19 protein-coding genes are annotated in these 19708 nt (G+C 62.2%); 2 read left to right on the top strand and 17 right to left on the bottom strand.

Annotation, left to right across the window (positions count from 1 at the left end):
* The first annotated feature begins 20 nt into the window (after positions 1 to 20).
* Complete coding sequence (locus CH92_RS13415; protein ID WP_025242282.1) at positions 21 to 1112, top strand: calcium:proton antiporter; 1092 nt, start codon at positions 21 to 23, stop codon at positions 1110 to 1112.
* Between the two features lie 24 nt (positions 1113 to 1136).
* A complete protein-coding gene (locus CH92_RS13410; protein WP_025242281.1) occupies positions 1137 to 1649 on the top strand; it encodes a nucleoside 2-deoxyribosyltransferase in 513 nt (170 codons plus the stop codon).
* A 25-nt stretch (positions 1650 to 1674) separates the two neighbouring features.
* Here CH92_RS13410 and CH92_RS13405 read toward each other — a convergent pair whose 3' ends face one another.
* The 17 genes from CH92_RS13405 to CH92_RS13325 all read right to left on the bottom strand — a co-directional run bounded on the left by CH92_RS13405 (position 1675) and on the right by CH92_RS13325 (position 19466).
* Positions 1675 to 2349, bottom strand: a complete 675-nt coding sequence (locus tag CH92_RS13405; RefSeq protein WP_025242280.1) for an SDR family oxidoreductase — start codon at positions 2347 to 2349, stop codon at positions 1675 to 1677.
* Between the two features lie 279 nt (positions 2350 to 2628).
* Complete coding sequence (locus tag CH92_RS13400; protein ID WP_025242279.1) at positions 2629 to 3555, bottom strand: ABC transporter permease; 927 nt, start codon at positions 3553 to 3555, stop codon at positions 2629 to 2631.
* An 80-nt stretch (positions 3556 to 3635) separates the two neighbouring features.
* Positions 3636 to 4739: an ABC transporter permease gene (locus CH92_RS13395; RefSeq protein ID WP_025242278.1), complete on the bottom strand. Its 1104-nt coding sequence runs from the start codon at positions 4737 to 4739 to the stop codon at positions 3636 to 3638.
* Positions 4740 to 4749: 10 nt separating this feature from the next.
* Positions 4750 to 6294, bottom strand: a complete 1545-nt coding sequence (locus CH92_RS13390) for an ABC transporter ATP-binding protein (protein ID WP_025242277.1) — start codon at positions 6292 to 6294, stop codon at positions 4750 to 4752.
* Positions 6295 to 6547: 253 nt separating this feature from the next.
* A complete protein-coding gene (locus CH92_RS13385; protein ID WP_025242276.1) occupies positions 6548 to 7003 on the bottom strand; it encodes a carboxymuconolactone decarboxylase family protein in 456 nt (151 codons plus the stop codon).
* 10 nt (positions 7004 to 7013) lie between these two features.
* Positions 7014 to 7751, bottom strand: coding sequence for an SDR family oxidoreductase (locus tag CH92_RS13380; RefSeq protein ID WP_025242275.1), 738 nt, complete (start codon positions 7749 to 7751; stop codon positions 7014 to 7016).
* A gap of 122 nt (positions 7752 to 7873) precedes the next feature.
* A complete protein-coding gene (locus CH92_RS13375) occupies positions 7874 to 8344 on the bottom strand; it encodes a nucleoside deaminase (RefSeq protein WP_025242274.1) in 471 nt (156 codons plus the stop codon).
* A 67-nt stretch (positions 8345 to 8411) separates the two neighbouring features.
* Positions 8412 to 9185 carry an ABC transporter permease gene (locus CH92_RS13370; RefSeq protein ID WP_025242273.1) on the bottom strand — a complete coding sequence of 258 codons (774 nt, stop codon included), beginning with the start codon at positions 9183 to 9185 and terminating at the stop codon, positions 8412 to 8414.
* Complete coding sequence (locus CH92_RS13365) at positions 9175 to 9975, bottom strand: ABC transporter ATP-binding protein (RefSeq protein WP_025242272.1); 801 nt, start codon at positions 9973 to 9975, stop codon at positions 9175 to 9177. The genes CH92_RS13370 and CH92_RS13365 overlap by 11 nt, the downstream gene beginning before the upstream one ends.
* A 4-nt stretch (positions 9976 to 9979) precedes the next feature.
* Positions 9980 to 10960 (bottom strand): ABC transporter substrate-binding protein, encoded by a 981-nt coding sequence (locus CH92_RS13360; RefSeq protein ID WP_025242271.1) that lies wholly within the window; start codon positions 10958 to 10960, stop codon positions 9980 to 9982.
* 24 nt (positions 10961 to 10984) lie between these two features.
* Positions 10985 to 11761, bottom strand: a complete 777-nt coding sequence (locus CH92_RS13355) for an alpha/beta fold hydrolase (RefSeq protein ID WP_025242270.1) — start codon at positions 11759 to 11761, stop codon at positions 10985 to 10987.
* Positions 11754 to 12734 (bottom strand): isopenicillin N synthase family dioxygenase, encoded by a 981-nt coding sequence (locus tag CH92_RS13350; RefSeq protein WP_025242269.1) that lies wholly within the window; start codon positions 12732 to 12734, stop codon positions 11754 to 11756. Before CH92_RS13350 ends, CH92_RS13355 begins: the two co-directional genes overlap by 8 nt.
* 413 nt (positions 12735 to 13147) lie before the next feature.
* The gene (locus CH92_RS13345) at positions 13148 to 14086 is read right to left on the bottom strand and encodes a LysR family transcriptional regulator (RefSeq protein ID WP_025242268.1); all 939 of its coding nucleotides are present in this window, start codon (positions 14084 to 14086) and stop codon (positions 13148 to 13150) included.
* A 62-nt stretch (positions 14087 to 14148) separates the two neighbouring features.
* On the bottom strand, positions 14149 to 14814 hold the full coding sequence (locus tag CH92_RS13340) for a TetR family transcriptional regulator C-terminal domain-containing protein (RefSeq protein ID WP_025242267.1): 666 nt from the start codon (positions 14812 to 14814) through the stop codon (positions 14149 to 14151).
* A gap of 470 nt (positions 14815 to 15284) precedes the next feature.
* Positions 15285 to 16082, bottom strand: a complete 798-nt coding sequence (locus CH92_RS13335) for an outer membrane protein OmpK (protein WP_025242266.1) — start codon at positions 16080 to 16082, stop codon at positions 15285 to 15287.
* 355 nt (positions 16083 to 16437) lie between these two features.
* On the bottom strand, positions 16438 to 17760 hold the full coding sequence (rimO, locus tag CH92_RS13330; RefSeq protein WP_025242265.1) for a 30S ribosomal protein S12 methylthiotransferase RimO: 1323 nt from the start codon (positions 17758 to 17760) through the stop codon (positions 16438 to 16440).
* Between the two features lie 101 nt (positions 17761 to 17861).
* Positions 17862 to 19466, bottom strand: a complete 1605-nt coding sequence (locus CH92_RS13325) for a sensor domain-containing diguanylate cyclase (RefSeq protein ID WP_025242264.1) — start codon at positions 19464 to 19466, stop codon at positions 17862 to 17864.
* Between the last annotated feature and the right edge of the window lie 242 nt (positions 19467 to 19708).

Here is a 19708-nt window from a genome sequence, read left to right as displayed (position 1 = left end):
GCCCCTTAAGAGATTGCAGAATGTTTCAGGTCGTTAAACAAGAAGTGTTCCTCATTGCTGCGCTGCTGATGGCGGCGCTCGCTTATGCCGTCGAAGGCAGCCTGTTGCATGGCGGACGTGCTGTTGCGCTGGTTGCTACGGGGGTCTTGGTTCTGACGATCATCCTGGCATCGGTAAGGGTGGCGCACCATGCGGAAGTCCTCGCTGAAAAGGTCGGCGATCCTTACGGCACCATGATCCTCACGCTGTCCGCCGTATTGGTGGAGGTCGTCATTCTGGCCATCATGATGTCTCATGAGCCCTCGGCCACGCTGGTACGCGACACCATCTACGCGGCTGTAATGCTCGACCTTAACGGCATTCTCGGCCTCGCCGCGTTAATGGGCGGACTGCGCCACGGTGAGCAGTCCTACAATGACGATTCGGCGCGTACCTACAGCGTGATGATCCTCACCGCGATGAGCGTTTCGATGGTTGTGCCCGAGTTCATTCCACGGGAGGACTGGCGGCTGTATTCGGGCTTCACCATCGGTGCCATGGTGCTGCTGTATGGCGTTTTTCTGCGTATGCAGGTTGGCGCGCACAGCTACTTCTTCAGCTACAGCTACCCGGAAAAGCGCCGTCGCAAGGGCCTGCCTGAAGCGCCACACGCGTCGGGCAGCCGTGGCCTTTCGATCGCCTTGCTGTGCGTCGGGGTAGTCATCATTGGCGCGCTGGCCGAGGTGATGTCGCAAACGATGAATGTCGGTCTCAAGGGCACAGGTGCACCGCCAATGCTGGCGGCCCTGCTGGTCGCGGCAATCTCGGCAAGCCCGGAAATCCTCACCGCATTGCGGGCCGCACTGGCCAACCGCATGCAGTCGGTGGTCAACATTGCGCTGGGTGCCTCGTTGTCGACGGTGATCCTTACCGTCCCGGTCATGGAAGCGCTGGCGCTGTATAGTGGCCAGCCGTTCCAGATGGCGATGACGCCGGTGCAGACGTTGATGGTGTTCATCACGCTGATCGTGGCCGCCATCAACCTGAACGATGGCGAGACCAACGCGATCGAGGGCATGACCCACTTCGTTCTGTTCGCCACCTTCATCATGCTTTCGCTGATCGGGCTCTGATGCCCGCCAACCAGACGGACCCTCATGGACGTACGAATCTACCTCGCCGGTCCCGGCGTATTTCGCACCGATGCGCTCGAGCATGGCGAGCGACTCAAGGCGCTCTGCGCCGACTTCGGCTTCATTGGGTTGTATCCGCTGGATAAGCAGGTGCCGCCTCACATCACCGACGCCCGCGAGCAGGCGGCCTGGATCTACCAGGCCAATCTGGACCTGCTCGACCAGGCCGACGCGGTGATTGCCGATCTGAACTTCTTTCGCGGCGGTGAGCCTGACAGCGGCACAAGTTTCGAAGTCGGCTTCGCGGTGGCGCGTGGCAAACCGGTGGTGGCTTACCTGGACGGCGATGGCAGCTATGCCGAGCGGTTGCACCGGCAGCATCCGAACCTGTGTGGGCAGCCGGGGTTCGATTGCGATGGCTTGCACCTGGAAGCCTTCGATCTGCCCATGAACCTGATGCTGGCCGTGCCTGCCCACGTGGTTACGGGCGGTCCGCATGAAGCGTTGCAGCGCTTGAGCGGTTTGCTTTCACGTTGAGGTTCGCCCTATAGCCGTACCGGTATTACCACGGCAGCTCATTGCCCTCGTAATCCAGATACCGATGCCCGCCTTGGCCGATGGCGTGGATCACCTGTTGCACCATGCCCCGGCAACTGGTTTCCACGTCCAGCGGAGCCTGATCCCCGCCCATCTCGGTGCGCACCCAGCCGGGGTGCATCAGCAGCACGGTGGGGCCATTCTCGAGCGCTTTGGCAAAGCTGTTCACCAGATGATTGAGGGCAGCCTTGCTGGCCCCGTACAACGGCATGCCCATGCCGGAGCCGGTCTCGACGCTGCCCATGATCGAGCTCATGAAGGTGAGCACGCCACCGGGCTTGACGTTATCCAGCAGGCGTTCGGCCAGACGCACCGGGGCGACGCTGTTGGTGATGAACAACGCAGCAACATCCGAGTCGGACGCGGCGCTGGCGCGGTCTACGCGAGGACCTGAAATGCCGGCGTTGACGAACACGACGTCAAACTGGCGGCCGCTAAGGCGACCAGCCAAGGCGTCGACACTGCCACCATCGGTAATGTCCAGGGTTTCGATCTCGACGTGCGGCACGGAATGCAGCGCTTCGGCGCCTTGACTGCGCACCGTCGCCGTGACGCTCCAGCCTTGCGCTGCAAACGCATTGGCCAAGCCCAGGCCAAGGCCACGTGAGGCACCGATGATGAGGACGGATTGGGTGGTCATGCGTTGTGCTCCTGTCGATGAGGTGCGCAAAGTCTGGACCCTGATGGGCTCGCGCGCGAATCGGTGGTGACAAAGCTGCTTATCGATACGGTTGATAACCGCTGGGATGATGGGGCGGTAGGGCGAAGTGCATGGCCACGGTGAGGCGATCGCAGGCAATGCCTGCCTTTAGCACGAGCAACGCGACTACGACGGGTATCGGCCCCATCGCAGTCATGATTGCCGGCGGTAAGAATCTGCTTTCCGCAGGCCCAAACGTTTATCTGCAGCGGAGCAAGATCAGTGGCCCGCCTTCCACGGCTGACCGAGTGAGACTGGCGCGTACAACCGTGTGCGGATAGCGTCGCGTGACAGCAGCACCAGCACGATGATGGTCGCGACGTAGGGCAGCATTGCCAGCAGGTTGCCAGGGATCGACAGGCCGATCCCCTGGGCGACCAGGTGCAGAATGCTCGCGAGACCAAACAGGTAGGCGCCCAGCAGAACGCGGCCCACCCGCCAGCTGGCAAATACCACCAGTGCCAGGGCAATCCAGCCGCGGCCGGCGGTCATGTTTTCCGCCCACATCGGCGTGTAGGCGAGCGACAGGTAACCGCCGGCCAGCCCGGCCATGGCGCCGCCAAACAGCACCGCCAAGGCCCGTACACGCAAGACTGGCAGCCCCATGGCGCTGGCGGCGTTGGGATTCTCGCCGACCGCCTGAATGATCAGCCCGACGCGGCTTTTCAGCAGCACCCAGGCAACCAGGGCGAAGAGAGCAAAGGACAGGTAGACCAGCAAGTCTTGAGCGAACAGCATGCGGCCAATCAGCGGGATCTCGCTCAGCAGCGGAATGGCGATCGGCTCGAAGCCCGCCAGTGGCTTGCCGACCCAACCCGCACCGATGAAGGACGACAAGCCAACGCCGAAAATGGTCAACGCCAGGCCAGTGGCAACCTGATTAGCGTTGAAGCCCAGCGCTACCAGCGCAAACAGCTGCGATAGCAGCATGCCGCCAAGGCAGGCAAACACCACGCCCAGCCAGAGATTGCCGGTGGCAAACGCCGCGATGAAACCGGCCACCGCGCCGAACAGCATCATGCCTTCCTGGCCGAGGTTGAGTACGCCGGACTTCTCGCAGACCAGCTCGCCGAGTGCCACCAGCAGAAGCGGCGTGCCGGTGCGGATCATGGCGTAGAAAATATTGGTGAGTAGATCGATGTCCATGGTTGTTCCTTAGCTGGAAGCCAGAAGCTGGGAGCTGGAAGTGAAAGCGGCAGCTGCATTGGCGGAGCGAGTCGCGGCGTTCATGGCTGCACCGCTGGCTTCAGGCTTTCTGCTATCGGCTTTCGGCTCCGTGCGAAGCGCGGCCGATAAAGAATCAGCACATCGCACGCCAGCAGGAAGAACAGCACCATGCCCTGGAACAGCTGGGTGATCGATTGCGGCAGGTTGGCCGCCATTTGCGCGTTCTCACCGCCGAGATAGAGCAGCGCCATCAACAGACTGGCAAAGACGATACCGAGCGGGTTGAGCCGGCCGAGGAAGGCCACGGTGATGGCCGCGTAGCCGTAGCCAGGCGATACCTGCGGCACCAGCTGGCCGATCGGCCCGGTGACTTCAGCGACGCCGGCCAGTCCGGCGAGCGCACCACTGATTAGCAGGGCGACCCAGACCAGGCGTTTCTCGCGAAAGCCGACAAAGCCGGCGGCACGCTTGTCGAGCCCGAGCACCTTGATCTGGAAGCCGAGAAAGCTCTTCTGCAGCAGCACCCACACCACCACCAGCGCCAGCAGAGCGAAGTAGAAACCGGCATGTACGCGCAGGTCCTCGAACAGCTGCGGCAGGCGCGTGGCGTCGCCAAACATCGCAGACTCGGGGAAATTGAAACCCTCCGGATCTTTCAGCGGGCCGTGCACGCCGAACAGCAGCAGGTTCAGCGCGATGTAGTTGAGCATGATGCTGGTGAGGATCTCGTTGGCGTTGAACTGCGTGCGCAGCCAGGCGCAAAGACCGGCCCAGGCCGCACCGCCCAGGGTGCCCGCAACAAGGGTAAGCACCAGCGCCCAGCGTGAATCCCAGTCGATGATGTTCACCGCCAGTGCGCTACCGGCCAGCGCGCCGATCAGCAGCTGGCCCTCGGCGCCGATGTTCCAGATACGTGCGTTGTAGACCACTGCCAGGCCTAGCGCGCAGAGCAGGATGGGCAAGGCTTTGACCAACAATTCGGAGACGCCATAGAGGTCGCTGACCGGATCGATCAGCAGCACGCGCAGGGTTTCCAGCGGCGGATGGCCAAGCGCGGCGAACAGCAAGGCGCCGCTGATCAATGTCAGCAGCGCGGCGAGCAGCGGCGAAAGCCAGAGCATCGGGCGCGACTGTTGGCCGCGTGGTTCGAGGGATAACAGCATACGAAGGCTCTCAGGCGGCGGTGGGCGTGGGTTGATCGAACTGGCCGGCCATCCAGCGGCCAACGTCGATCGCAGTTGTCTCGGCGGTGGCACGTAGCGGTGACAGACGTCCATGGCTCAGAGCGGCGATGCGGTCGCTGATCTGGAACAGCTCTTCCAGGTCCTCGGAAATCACCAGGATTGCGGCACCGGCGTCGCGTAGTTCGATCAGCTCGCGATGGATTGCCGCCGCTGCGCCGACGTCCACACCCCAGGTCGGGTGCGCCGCAATCAACAGCTTCGGTTGCTGGAGGATCTCCCGCCCGAGGATGAATTTCTGCAGATTGCCGCCGGACAGGCTGCGCGCTGGCGTGTGGGTGCCTGGGGTTTTCACTGCGAAGCGCTCGACGATGCGTTGAGCGAAGGCCTCGACCCGGCCATGACGGATCAGGCCGCTGGCGACCAATCCGTCCTGTTGGAAACCGGTGAGCAGGCCGTTGTCAGCGAGGCTCATGTCCGGGACGGCGCCGTGACCCAGCCGCTCGGCGGGGATGAAGGCCATGCCGTGGCGACGGCGCGCATCGGGACGCAGGTGCGCTACCGGGGCGTCGAGAAAGCAAATGCGCGATCGCTGTTCTCGCGATAGGCGCTCTTCGCCGCTGAGCAGTGCGAGCAACTCGTCCTGACCATTGCCCGCGACCCCCGCGATGCCGACGATCTCGCCAGCGCGTACGTCCAGCATCAGATCTTCCAGCGATACACCGAACGGATCGACGTTGCGCCAGGACAATCCCTCGACCCGCAAAAAGGGCGCACCGCCCTGGGCTTTCGGGTACTCGGCTTCGAGTCCTTCGGCGTCGCCGACCATCAGGCGCGCCAGGTCTATATCGGTGCAGTCGGCCGGGATGCACTTGCCCGATACTCGGCCGCCGCGCAGTACCGTGGCGCTCTCGCAAAGGGCCCGCACCTCGTTGAGCTTGTGGCTGATGAACAGGATGCTGCAGCCCTCGCTGGCGAGCCGGCGCAAGACGACGAACAGGTCGTCGGCCTCCTGAGGGGTGAGCACCGATGTCGGCTCATCGAGGATCAGGAGTTTGATGTCCTGCATCAGGCAGCGAACGATCTCCACCCGTTGGCGCTCGCCGATCGACAGGCTGTGCACCAGCCGCTGTGGTTCGAGCGGCATGCCATAACGTTGCGACACATCGCGAATTCTCGGCTCCAGCTGCTTTGGCGTGCCGGCGGCAGCGCCGAGGGCCAGAGCGATGTTTTCGGCGACGCTCAGGGTTTCGAACAGCGAGAAGTGCTGAAACACCATGCCGATGCCATGGTCACGTGCCTGCGCCGGGTCGCGCATCACCATCGGTTGGCCTTCCCAGAGGATCTGGCCGGCGTCCGGTTGGGTCACGCCGTAGATGATCTTCATCAGCGTGCTCTTGCCGGCGCCGTTTTCGCCGAGCAAGGCATGAATCTCGCCCGCGCGGATCGACAGGTCGATGCGGTCGTTGGCCAGGCAGCCTGGGTACTGTTTGGTAATGCCGGTCAGGTGCAAGCGTGCGGTCTGTATTTCGGGCATATCGGCGTTCGCTGAGTGGTTCATGCTTATGCCGTTAGCAAAAAACTGGCCAGGCAGTCAGGAAAAGCCAGAACGCATGGGTCTTCCGAGTTGCGCTGCCAGAAATTTCTGGGACGTGGCCCATCAGTGCTTCGCTTTGGTGCTGCTGGTCAAGGCGCGGGCTGCGCGTGCACCATTCTGGACGCGACGGCTATCGGGCATCGGCTTGGCGTGAAAAACGCTGCACCGGCTGGCGCAGCGTGTACGGCTGTGTTCACGGGTCGGCCGGGTCCGGTACTTCGCGCAGCGCCTGGGCTGCGTCGATGGCCCGAGGGAAACCGGCCGTGACGGTGGTCAGGTAAATCACTTCCTTGATTTCATCGCGCGTGACTCCGTGCTGTAGCGCATAACCGGCGTGGATTTGCAGATACGGCAGGTTGCCCTGTGCAGCGAACGCGGCGATGGCGGCCAGTTGCCGGGTGCGATCATCCAGCACCGTACGCCCCCAGACATCGCCCAGCGCGTAGCGGGTTACGCCCTCGGCGAGAAAGGGGTAATCGCGCTTCAGCGCTTCAAGCACGGGTTGTCCGGCACCGCCGGACAGATGATCCATCACCTGCAGGCCGCGTTCCTGTCGCTCACTGCCGACCGTATCCAGTGAGGCGAGCGTGAGTGGGCCGACAATTCCCAGCCAGGCGGTAGCCACCACTCCGTGAGTTCGGATTTTCATAGGGACGGCCTCAGTAAGGGCTGGCAGTGGGGCGCACCACCAACTCGCTGACGTCGACGTCCGCAGGTTGTTCTACGGCATACGCGATGGCGCGGGCGATGGCTTCGGCCGGGATGGCAATGCGGCGGAAATCGTTCATGACCTCACGGGCGCTGTTGTCGGAGATGCTTTCGGCCAGTTCCGACTCGGTGACGCCAGGGGAAACCAGGGTGACACGGATATCGCCGCCGACCTCCTGACGTAACCCTTCGGAGATGGCCCGCACCGCGTACTTGGTCGCGCAGTAGACCGCCGCGGTGGGGCTGACCGCGTAGGCGCCTATGGAGGCAATGTTGATGAACTGACCCGCTCGCTGGCGCTGCATCAGCGGCAGGCCCGCGGCGATGCCATGCAGGACGCCGCGAATGTTTACGTCGATCATTCGATCCCACTCGTCGACTTTCAACGCGTCGAGCCGGGACAGCGGCATAACGCCCGCATTGTTGACGATCACATCGACGCGGCCGAAACGTTGCTCGGCAAAATCCACGAAGGCCTGGGTGTCCTCGCGCCGGGTGACATCGAGCGGGCGGCAGGCCGCGACGCCGCCCGCTTCATTGATGCTGGCAACCAGTGTTTCAAGGCGCTCCAGGCGACGCGCGCCCAGTACGACCATAGCGCCACGTGCGGCCAGTAGACGCGCAGTTGCTTCGCCGATGCCGCTGCTTGCGCCGGTGATGAGTACGATTTTTCCGTTGATGTTCGACATGGTGACCTCCGCAGTTCATTGGGTCCGGCGTGAGTAATGCCGTGAAATGAATCTTGGCGCAGAGGACGCTCGCGGCGTTATGTCGATCCTGCCGCGGGCTTGCCTGATGCTGGCGGCGTGGCTTACCAGATCCCTTCATGCAGCGCGGCCGCTTCTGCTTCGAGCAGCGGGCCGACTACCTCGACCTTGCGTTGGCCCGCTTCGAACACGATGCGGCATGGCAGGTCGAGTGTCGGATTCTCCGGATGGTTGCCGGTGATTTCTTTCAGGCTGCGTTCGGACAGGCCATAAACGACCCGCCCGAGGCCCGCCCAATACGCGGCGCCAGCGCACATGGCGCAGGGTTCGGCAGAGGTGTACATGGTGCAGCGGGACAGGAATTCCGGGGTGTAGCGGGTCGATGCCCGGGTCATCAGGACACGTTCGGCATGGCCGGTCATGTCGTGATCGGGCATGTAGGCGTTGCCCTGCTCCAGCAGGGTTTCGCCATCGGGACCGACCAGAATGGCACCGAATGGGTGAGTGCCGTCGGCCAACGCGCGGCGGGCGACGTCGAAGCTTTTGCGCAGCAGGGCTGAATCGTCTAGAGGCATGGTAAGGGTCCGAGTGAGATTGAGTCGCGGCGAGACGCCTCGCCGCATCGATGGGGATGGACGGACGTCAGTGCTCGCCCTTAGGCAAACTCCAGCTGAACAACAGTCGCTGCATCAGCCCGACCAGTTGAAACAGCCCCAGGCTGATGATCACCAGCATCATCAGCGCGGCGAACGCCTGAGGCACCTGGAACATCGACGTCGAAAAGTTAATGAAATATCCCAGTCCCTTGTCCGCCGCGACGAACTCGGCGACTACCGCCCCGATCACCGCCAGGGTGATGGAGATGCGCAATGCCGAGAACAGGTGAGGGATGGCGTAGGGCAGGCGGATATTGCGAAATTCCCGGGCCCGCGAGGCGCCGAGCGAACGCGACAGCTCGATCAGCTCCGGCGGCGTCGCCAGCAGCCCGGTCACGGTCGATACCACGATCGGGAAAAAGGCGATCAGGAAGGTGATGAACACCCGCGGCAGATCGCCCGCGCCCATTACCACGACGATGATCGGCGCCACCGCAACGATTGGCGTTGATTGCACGATCACCAGCAGCGGATAGAGCGTGCGCGATAGCAGCCTGGACGAAGCCAGGGCAATGGCCAGCGGGATCCCGATGAGGATCGACAGCCCGTAACCGAGCAGGGTCACCCGCAAGGTTGCGAAGGTGTGCTCGAGCCAGATCGCCGGGTCGAGCTTCCATGCGGCGGTGAGGATGGCGCTGGGCGAGGGCAGGACGAAGGCCGGCAGGCTGAGCAGCCGGCACGCCGCTTCCCAGATCAATAGCAGGCCAAACAATGCCAGGCCAGGAGCGAAGCGTTCGCCCAACGCGCGATTAAAGGCCATGACGGCTGAATACCTTGCGACGGATATGGTTGGCGAGCTCATTGAAACGGGGCTCCGTGAGAGTATCCAAGGACCGTGGGCGAGGCAGGTCGACATCGATGATCTCGGTGACCCGGCCCGGGCGCGCCGACATCACCAGAATGCGATCGGCCAGTAGCAGGGCTTCAGGGATCGAGTGGGTGATGAACAGCACGGTCTTTGGGCGCTGGGTCCAGATGTTCAGCAACTCCAGGCTGAGCTCGTCCCGGGTCAAGGCGTCGAGGGCCGAGAAGGGCTCGTCCATCAGCAAGATTTCCGGATCGTGCAGCAGTGCCCGGGCGATCCCCGCCCGTTGCTGCATGCCGCCGGAAAGCTCATCCGGGCGCTTGTTGCCGAATTCCTTGAGGCCGACCAGCTCGAGCAGCTCTTCGCCACGCTCGCGTTCCTGCTGGGTGACCCGGCCATACTTGTGCTTCATGGGGAAGGTCAGGTTGTCGCGAATCGTCAGCCAGGGCAGCAGCGTCGGCTTCTGAAACACAATGCCAATCTCATCCCGCGGGCCGTCCAACGGCTTGCCATAGATGCTTACCTGACCACTGGTGGGATGGATCAAGCCCGCCAGGATGCGCAGCAAGGTCGACTTGCCACAGCCCGACGGGCCGATTACCGCGATGAATTCATGGCGCGCAATGTCGAAACTGGTGTCGTCGAGCGCCACCACCTCGCTGCCGTCCGACGAGGTAAAGACCTGCCGGACCTGCTCGAAGACGATGCTCGGCCGTACGGCCGAGCGGGGTTCAGTCTGATTCATGCGTTCACTCGACGAAGTCCTTGGCGACGACCTGCGCTGGGTCGAGACTGTCGGCCGGTAGATTCTGTGCGCGGGCGACCCATTGCCACGTGGTTTCCAGGCGCTTTTGATCAAAACGGGCAGTGCCTTCGGCTTCGCTGATTTCGTTCTGCATCAGCGGCACCGACGCGGTGAACTGCTCAACCGCCTGCTGCTCGTCAACTTCAGGAACGATTTTCTTCAGTGCAGCGGCGGCAGCGGCAGGATCAGCAATCGCCATTTCCTGGGCCTGGCGGTATGCCTTGATGAATTTCTTCGCCACTTCGGGGTTGTCTTTGAGGAAGCGCTCGGAGGCGATCAACGACAGGCCATAACCATCGAAGCCTGAATCCGACCAGGGAATGACCTTGAGCTGTTTGCCGGCTTCCTGCATCGAACGGGCAAAGCCAGGGGCCACGGTGACCCAGTTGATGGTCGCGTCAACCTTGCCGGTGGCCAGCATGGGCGCCAGCGCGCCGGGGTCGAGCTTGAGCAGCTGTACGCCGTCACGGTCGATTCCGTTGGCTTCGAGCACCAGCGGGAAAACCACATTGGAGGCGGAGAAGGTCGGGGTGGCAACGGTTTTGCCGGCGATGTCCTTGAATTGCTCGATGCCTGAGCCTTCAGCCGTGAAGAAGGCGTCCGGCTGCTTGTTGTAGATGGGCGCCACCGCGACCACCGGCACCGGTCCTTGGGCCCTGGCCTGAAGGACCGACGCCAGACCGGCGCTGCCAAAGTCCGCGCTGGCGGTGGCCAGCTTGGTCACCACGTCGCTGCCGCCGCGGGCACTGGCGATTTCCACTTCAATGTCCTGTTCGGCGAACAGGCCCTTGTCGACGCCCAGATAGATCACCGCTTTGTCGCCGGCAGGCAGCCAGTCATTCAGCCAGCGCACCGTGTCGGCCGCCAGCGCGTTTTGGGAAAGCAGGGCCAGCAGCGAGCTGGCGAGCAGGGTCTTCTTGAACATGGGGCGTTGCTCCTTGTTGGGCATTTACGAAAGTTGTCGGCTGGAAGAAGAGTCGGGGTGGCGCGAAAAGAAGGGCAGCAGGGCGGCGAGCAGTGCTTCGGGGGTAGCCAGTTGCGGCGCATGACCACAATCGAGCACGACCCGCTCGGCGCCGGGTACTTGCTCCTGCATCCAGCGTTGTACCGCTGGGACAACCGAGCGGTCGGTGGCACATTCGATATACAGGCGCGGCAGGCGGCCAAAGCGCTCGTTGCTCCAGCGCGCCATTACGGCGCGCCCACCATCGGGCTGTACGCCCAAACGCTGCGCCGCGGCGAGCGCCTGTGGCAGTGGCACGTCATGGAAGAACAGCGCACAGGCGATCTCCGCCGGTACGCGAGTGCCGAGGCCGTCGACGCTGCGTTGCAGAAACGGGCCGACTCCGGAAACCTCGGGAGCGGTGGACACCAGCTCTGCGCAGGCATCGGCGAAGGGCACACCGCTCGGCAACATCATGCCGGCGACATAGCTGACTCCGGCGATACGCTCGGCGCAGCGTTCCCCCACGGCCGTGGCGGTCAGCCCGCCGCCGGAATGGGCGACCAGATGCACGGGGCCGTCGAGCCTGTCGATCAGCGCCGCAATGTGGGCCGCATACAGGTCGAGACTTACTGCCGAGGCCGGCGTGTCGTCGCTGCCATTGCCAGGCAAGTCGATGGCGTGAGGCTTGAAACCGGCGTCCCGCAACCCATCGAGCAACCCGTCCCAGACCCAGCTGCCGGCCCAGGCGCCATGAATCAGCACCACATGACGGTCAGGCATAGGTCCTCCGGTACATCTCGCGGTAGTGCTCTTCGACAGTCACGCTCGGGTATCGCGGCGCTTCGCCGGGCTCCAGGCAGGTAGGAATGCAGCTCACTTGATGGTCGGGGTTGCCGCCGTAGAAGAACGGCACGCTGTAACGCTCACGACCGGACAGGTTGACGACCCGGTGCAGGGTCGAGCGGTAACGGTCATTGGTCCAGCGGGCGATCATGTCGCCGAGATTGACCACATAGGTCCCCGGCAGCGGCGGGGCATCGATCCAGGTCTCAGCGCGGTGATTCCAGACCTGCAGGCCAGGGTTGTCGTCCTGCAGCAACAGGGTCAGGCCACCGAAGTCGGTGTGCGCACCGCACCCCTTTTCGCCCGGCTCGGCGTTCGCTGGCTGCGGCGGGTAGTGCAACAGGCGCAGCGTCGCCATGGGCTCGTGGCAAAAGGCGGCGAAATAGTCTTCCGGCAGTTCCAGGGACAGCGCCAGGCCAGCCATCAAGCGTTCGGCAAGCCCAGTCAGGGCGGTGTGGTAGTGCTCCATCGCCGGGCGAAACGCGGGCAGCGTCGTCGGCCATTGATTCGGACCGTGGTTGAAGCGTCCAGCCTGTACTCGCGGATCATCAGGCGAGATCTCGCACCCGAGGTAGAAGCCCTCCTTCAGATCAGCCGGCGCGCCTGGCTCAAGGCGTTGGCCACGTAGCGCTTCATAACCGCGGTTGGCCGCCGAGGTGGCCTTGTCGAGCGCCTGTTTGGCCTCGCCAGGCAGATCGAACAGTTGCCGCGCCTGTTCGAATACCGCGGCTTGCAGCGAGACGTCGATGCCATGGTTATGGATGTAGAAGAATCCGGTGTCGCGGCAGGCCCGTCCGATCGCTTGGGCGACCGTGCTGCGTGCCTGCGGGTCGTCACCGAGCAGTCCGGCGAGGTCGATCAGCGGCAGGTTGGCCTCGTGAATCGGGCTGACGTGAGAAGCATGAGACATGGCGAAAACCTGTGGATTGCCAGGGCGTGTAGCCCGTTACGGCGCAGTATCAGGTCGCCTTTGGTGTACGCAAAAGCAGAGAATATCGAGCACTGCGATGCCTTTTCGGCATCAGCGAGCAATGCGCTCATGTGGGGCGTTGAGTGCTCTGGAATGGCGCTTTCAACGGCCCCGGCCGCTGGGCTGGCGAGCGGGTTGGACGACTTGGGCAACGGCTTCGGCGCACCGCTCTGGCGCACGAAATGCGGATTTTATCGTGACGAAAAAAATGCGAGACCAGGGGCTGGAGGCCTGCCTTGGCCGAGGTTCGCACTCTCGCAGACCGTCAATGCGGCCTGTTATGGCGGTGAACGTTCGATTGAATTGGCAGTGGGATAGACGATGTCGTCTGGCGGAGGCGGGCGGGTAGCACGTCAACCGAGCTCGGCGCGCTCTCGGCTCTCGCGGCTGGCGATTTCTTCGCAGAGCGCTCGGACGAACGCATCCACGGCCACCGGCAGGTAGCGTGAGCTTCGTACATACACGCCGAGGTCGCTAAGCACTTGGCCGTTGTCGTTCAGCGGCAGGTGAACCAGGGTGCCGGCTTGCAGTTCCGCCTCGATGCCGATGCGTGTCTGAAAGGCGATACCGGCGCCACGTTTGGCCATCTGCGCCGCGAGCTCCACCGAGCTGGTCTCCAGCGTCGCCTTGCGCGGCGAACGCGTCCGAGCGACGACCGGGGCCAGTTGGTGGTGAATCGACAGGTCGCTCTTGGCCAGGATCAAGCGGTGCTCGGCGCAGGTCGAAAAGCTCACCTCGCGGCGCTCGGCCAGCGGATGATCGGCAGCGACGATGGCACCGAGACGGAAATGCCCGACACCGAGTTGCTGCAGGTCAGCGGTGCGGCGCAAAGCGAAGGCGATGCCGATGTCGGCCTGGCCGCTGGTCACCGCATCCGGAATGCCTTGCGAGCCCAGGCTGGTGACGCCGACCGTGATATGCGGGTAGCGCACCGTCATGGCTTCTAATACCGATGGCAACAGATCGACGGTGACACCGGAGACGGTGGCGATCTCTACATGGCCTGTTCGCAAGCCCTGCAGCGCATCGAGTTCGGAACTGGCGCGCGCGGCATCCTGCAATACCACGAGCACGTGGCGGGCGAACACTTCGCCGGCGGCGGTCAGACGCAAGCCTGCCGGCAGACGCTCGAACAGAGGGGCGCCGATCTCGCTCTCCAATTTCAGAATCTGCCGGTTGACCGCTGACGAGGCCACGCTCAGCCGTCGCGCGGCCTCGCGAATCGACTGGCAACGCCGCACCATGTCGAAGTAGTGAATGGCAGGGGAATGGATACGCAGACGACGTGACATACGAGGGGCTCGCCTCAGTTCGGGTAGCCGGACGGAGGGCGACCTCCACGCCGGAGGGAAAATCAGGCGGGAGGCGTCAGACCACAGCCCTTGAGAATGACTCGGATCAGGGTCTCGGTGCCGCAAGCGAAATCATCCTTGGTCACCCGGCGCTGGCCCGTGATGCGGCGAATCTGGTCGGAAAAATCGGCATAGTGCTGCGTGCTGCTCCAGATCAGGAAGATCAGGTGCATGGGATCGATCGGGTCCATCTTGCCCGCATCGCTCCAGGCCTGAAGCACTGCGGCGCGACCGCGAAACCACTCGCGGTAGTCCTCGTTGAAGTGCGCCGAGAGGCATTCACAGCCGCTGATCACCTCCATGGCGAAGATCTTCGAGGCCTGTGGCTGCTTGCGCGAAAACGCCATTTTGGTGCGGATGTAGGCGGCCAGCGCGGTGGCCGGGTCGTCGTCGACCGTGAGGTGGTCGAAGGCGTTGTCCCACAATTCGAGGATGTGCCGCATGACCTCGACATACAGCCCGAGCTTGCTGGTGAAGTAGTAGTGCAGGTTGGCCTTCGGCAGCCCTGCGCGTAGCGCGATGGTATTCATGCTCGTGCCCTTGTAGCCGTGGTGCGCGAACTCTTCGGCCGCAGCCGACAGGATCAGCTCTTCGTTTTTCTGGCGAATCCGGCCGGTGCGTTTGCTGGCGATGGGCGTCTGGGTGAGCGTGGCGTCGAAGGTGTTCATAGGTCCGTTCCCTGTGGTGGCGACATCAGGCCCGATGCGCTTCCTAATGCTAGCGTAGGGTGGCGCCGGCCGATTTTCCTCACGACCGCAGCAGATCGTGCAGAATTCTCTTGGTGGTTCAGGTGTGTCGAGAGCTGCAAGAAGCTGACCAGCCACTTAGCTTTACCGGTCCAATGCTGGCCGCCTGCCCAAAAAGCCGATTTGACGCGGTTCCCCTTTCATTGCCTGGTCTGCTGACTGCCTACGCCGACGTCAGTTTGGCGTCCAGCCTGACCTATGCGTATCAAAACGGTGCCTTTGAGCGAAAACCGCCCCCTTTTGTAGCGCCTGCGCCCCCCAACCGAGCCGCTGCGCAACGGGCTGCCGGAGCGGGTCACGAGGTCGAGGGAAATGGCAGTCATCATCCGATAACGACTGCCATCTCTTCAGGCGAGGTCAGATGCAATTCCGAACCGAGCCGCCGTTTCGCATCAGAAGTGGGCTTTGACGATGAAGTTGGTGACGTTGTTATCGGTGTTGAAAGCGTCACTGTCCTCGATGCCGTACTTGTTCGACCAGTAGTCGTACTCGATACCGACATAGAGCTTGCCTGGCGTGTAGTCCATCGCTTTGCCCAGGTCGTATTTCACCTGCGGGTTGAAGTGGAAATTCTTCTTCAATTCAGTGTTGCCGTTCTTCTTATCGTTGACCACCCAGTCGATATAGCCATCGAACAAAATATCGGACTTGCCAACCGGTATTGTGATGGCCCACGTCGGAGTGATCTGCCATTGGCCGCTCGGCTTGTTGGTGATGCCGTCGGGCTTGCGGTAGTAAGTGTTGATGGCGAGGCGATCAAAACCTGGCACCTCCAGGTCTACAGCCGGGCCGAGCAAGTAGTTGCGATTGCGGCCTTCGCCACGTTCGTAGGTTGCCGAAATCAGCACGTCCTTGATCGGGCCGAAGGAGAGGTCGGCGCCGGTGATCTTGCCCAACGAAAGGCGCGGGCTGAACTCGCCGTAATAGGTATGGCCGTCGCTGCCGGAGATGCCGTTGTACCACTTGTTATCGACGAACAGGAACATGTCGCCCCAGGTCCAGCCACTGGCATGTTCGAAGGTGATGGTTTGCTGGATATCGCCTTCTTCGCCGCCGGCACTGTCCACGGAGAAGTTCTTACCGTAGAGATAGGTCAGGCTGTTGTTTTGCCAAAGCATAGGCGCGGCAGCCGCCTGACCTGCGAGCATCAGGCTGCCGACGAGTGCGGTGGTGGTCAAAATGGACTTCATAGAGGAGAGCTCCTGTTGCGTTATGTGTGCTTGATTTTTCTTGGCCAAATGGTCAGCTGCGGCTAACGAAGCAAGACGTGCGCCAATTATTATTTAGCGGCAGGAGCTCTTTGAATATCCTTTTTATTTCAAATAAATAGTTGAATTTACAAGGTGCAGGAACGGTTTCCATCGACGTCTTTCGGCAACCCTGCCCCGGAAAAAACCTGACCGTAGCGACAATGCCCCAAGATGATGCAGTCAGCTGGTCAATGGACGCTGCCTGAGAAACGAAAAACCCCGCCGTTTGGCGGGGTTCGTTTGTCACCTCGAGCCCCGCCGGGGCGAGGTTTTTTTCAGGCTTCGTCGACTCTGATCAGATCGTCTCGGCCCACAGGTCGTACTCGTCGGCGTTGGTCACGCGGACCCAGACCTTGTCGCCGGGTTGCAGCGGATGCTCGCTGTCGACGTAGACCATACCGTCGATCTCCGGGGCATCGGCGTAGGAACGACCGATCGCGCCGTCCTCGTCCACTTCGTCGATCAGCACTTCGATTTCCTGACCGACCTTGCGCTCCAGGCGCGCGGCGCTGATGGCTTGCTGATGGGCCATGAAGCGATCCCAGCGATCCTGCTTGACGTCGTCCGGTACCGGCTCGAGATCCATTGCCTCAGCCGGAGCGCCCTCGACCGGCGAATACTGGAAGCAACCGACGCGATCCAGCTGGGCTTCGGTCAGCCAGTCGAGGAGGTACTGGAAGTCCTCTTCGGTTTCGCCGGGGAAGCCGACAATGAAGGTCGAGCGGATGGTCAGCTGCGGGCAGATCTCGCGCCACTTCTTGATGCGCGCCAGGGTCTTGTCCTCGAAGGCCGGACGCTTCATGGCTTTAAGGACCTTCGGGCTGGCGTGCTGGAAGGGAATGTCCAGGTAGGGCAGCAGCTTTCCTTCGGCCATCAACGGAATGACGTCATCGACGTTCGGGTACGGGTAGACATAGTGCAAGCGCACCCACACGCCCATGCTCGACAGCGCCTGGCAGAGCTCCAGCATGCGCGTCTTGACCGGCTGTCCGTTCCAGAAGTCGGTCTTGTACTTCATGTCGACGCCATAGGCGCTGGTGTCCTGAGAAATCACCAGGATTTCCTTGACGCCCGCCTTGACCAGGCGCTCGGCTTCGCTCAGCACATCGCCTACCGGGCGGCTAACCAGCTTGCCGCGCATGGAGGGGATGATGCAGAAGCTGCAGGTGTGGTTGCAGCCTTCGGAAATCTTCAGATAGGCGTAATGGCGCGGGGTCAGCTTGATGCCCTGCGGCGGCACCAGATCGACGAAGGGATCGTGATCGATGTTTGGCGGCACCACTTCATGTACGGCGTTGACCACCTGCTCGTACTGCTGCGGACCGGTGACGGCCAGCACGCTGGGGTGCACGTTGCGGATACTGTCCTCGGCCACACCCATGCAGCCGGTGACGATCACCTTGCCGTTCTCGGCAATGGCTTCGCCGATGGCATCCAGCGATTCGGCCTTGGCGCTGTCGATGAAACCGCAGGTATTGACCACCACCACGTCGGCATCCTGGTAGGTGGGCACGATCTGGTAGCCCTCCATGCGCAGCTGAGTCAGGATGCGTTCGGAGTCCACCGTGGCCTTGGGGCAGCCCAGTGATACGAACCCGACTGTTGGCGTTTTGCTCATCGACAATGACCTCGGAACAGCGCATGAAAAAGGCGCGCGAGTATACAGTCATTGCAAAGCTTTCGGTGCCCCGCGTATCGACAAGTGCGGGGCTGTAGGCGTCAGTCGCTGTGCTTGGCATTACCCGGCTCAGACGGGTCGAACTGAGCGACCTCCGAACGATTGCGGCCCCTCTGTTTGGCCCGGTAGAGCGCTGCATCGGCCTGTTTGAGCACCTGCTCGATGCTTTCCGGGTGACCCGGCCAGGCCGCGATACCCAGCGATATGGTTACGTGCCCGACCTCGCTGATGGTGTCCTGCTCGACATACAGACGCAGACGTTCTGCAACTCGCCAGGCCGCCTCCAGATTGGCATCCGGCAGGAGCATCAGGAATTCCTCACCGCCGCTGCGACAGAGTGTGTCAGCCCCGCGCGAGCAGGTCGTCATTAGCCCGGCAATATGGCGGATGACCTGATCGCCGACGTCGTGGCCAAAGCTGTCATTGACCCGCTTGAAATGATCAATGTCGAGGGCAACCACTGCGAATTCGCGGCTTTCCACGCTCAGGCGTTCCAGCGCAAGAGTGAGCCCGCGCCGATTAAGCAGGCCGGTCAGAGGGTCGGTCTGCACGTCGAGATTGAGCTTGCCGATTCGCTGATGCATGAGGTTCACACCCACTTGCATTGCGCGTTTCAGCTGGGACGATTCGAAATACCAGGAACGAATCTGCTGGATGCGCTCCTGGCTGTCGGGTGCATCCATTTCGCTCGCGCTTCTTGCCAGCTGCCAGAGCGGGCGCGAGATCAGGCCCGACAGTAGCCAGACGCCAAAGAATGTCAGCAGGGCGAGCGGGGCAGTTTGGCGGAGGACTTCGAGCATCAAGTTGTCGAGCGGGTGCAGGGTCGCCGCGGTCGGGCGCTGGGCAACTATGCCCCAACCTGCAGTGGGGACCGGGGCAAAGCCGGCCAACATGTCCAGACCGCGGCTGTTGATGACCCGCTGGCTACCTGATTCGCCGCGCAGCACTTGATCGATAACCGCATTTTTTTTAACGACCTCGCCGAGCCGCTTCGGGTCCGGATGGTAGAGCAGGCGCCGACTCTGGTCGACCGCGTACAGGTAGGAACCGTCGTGGTAGAAGTGCTCGCCGAGCATGCTGCCCAGGATGTTCGGCTCCTTCAGGTTGATGATTCCAGCGATGTAGCCTAGATAAGTTCCCTCTTTATCGAAGATGGGCTGTGAAATAGAGACTATCAATTTGCCGATAGCCGACATGTAAGGACTGCTGACCAGCGGACGCCGTTCGCGCAGCGCTTCACGTGCGCCGGGCGAGTCCAACGGCTGGCCAATCAGGTTGGCGACGCGAGGAGAGGTCGCCCGCACGATGCCGTGGGCGTCGGTGATGACGGCGCTATTGAAACTGTCCGTCTGCAGGCGGAGTCGGTCGGCTTCTTCAGCCAGTTTGTCCGGATCGCCAAATTGTTCGGCCAGGATGTTCGCACTGTATTGCAGTTGTTGCTGCACCGAAGCGAAGAAGATTTCGGTGCCTGCAGCCAGTTTCACCGCGTAGGCTCGATTGGCCTCGAGCGTGTTGTCCATCAACGATCCGCGTTGCACCTGATAGCTCGCATAAAAGCTGATACTCAGCGTGACCAGTCCACCAACAATCGCAAGCAGCACGATGAGTCGTCGCAGGTCGATACGAAACAGGGAAGGCAGGGGCATGGATTTGGATTGGTCAGGAATTGGTCATGCATGGTAGGGCTTTCGGTTGAGAGACTCTACCTGCTGGTCCGAATTGCGCCGTGGTGCGTCTGGTGTACCGATCCGGTGCCGTCTGGCGCATCGGGCCATGAAAAGAGCGCAGTGATGCATGAACGTATCTGTTTAAAAAATGACCAATCAGTACGCTGGCCGACACTCACGCTGCCGCCGCTGATACCATTCAGCGCATTGTTTCGGACGGA

This window comes from Stutzerimonas stutzeri (assembly GCF_000590475.1).
Lineage (GTDB): Bacteria > Pseudomonadota > Gammaproteobacteria > Pseudomonadales > Pseudomonadaceae > Stutzerimonas > Stutzerimonas stutzeri_D.
This window is presented reverse-complemented; position numbering and strand designations above follow the sequence as displayed.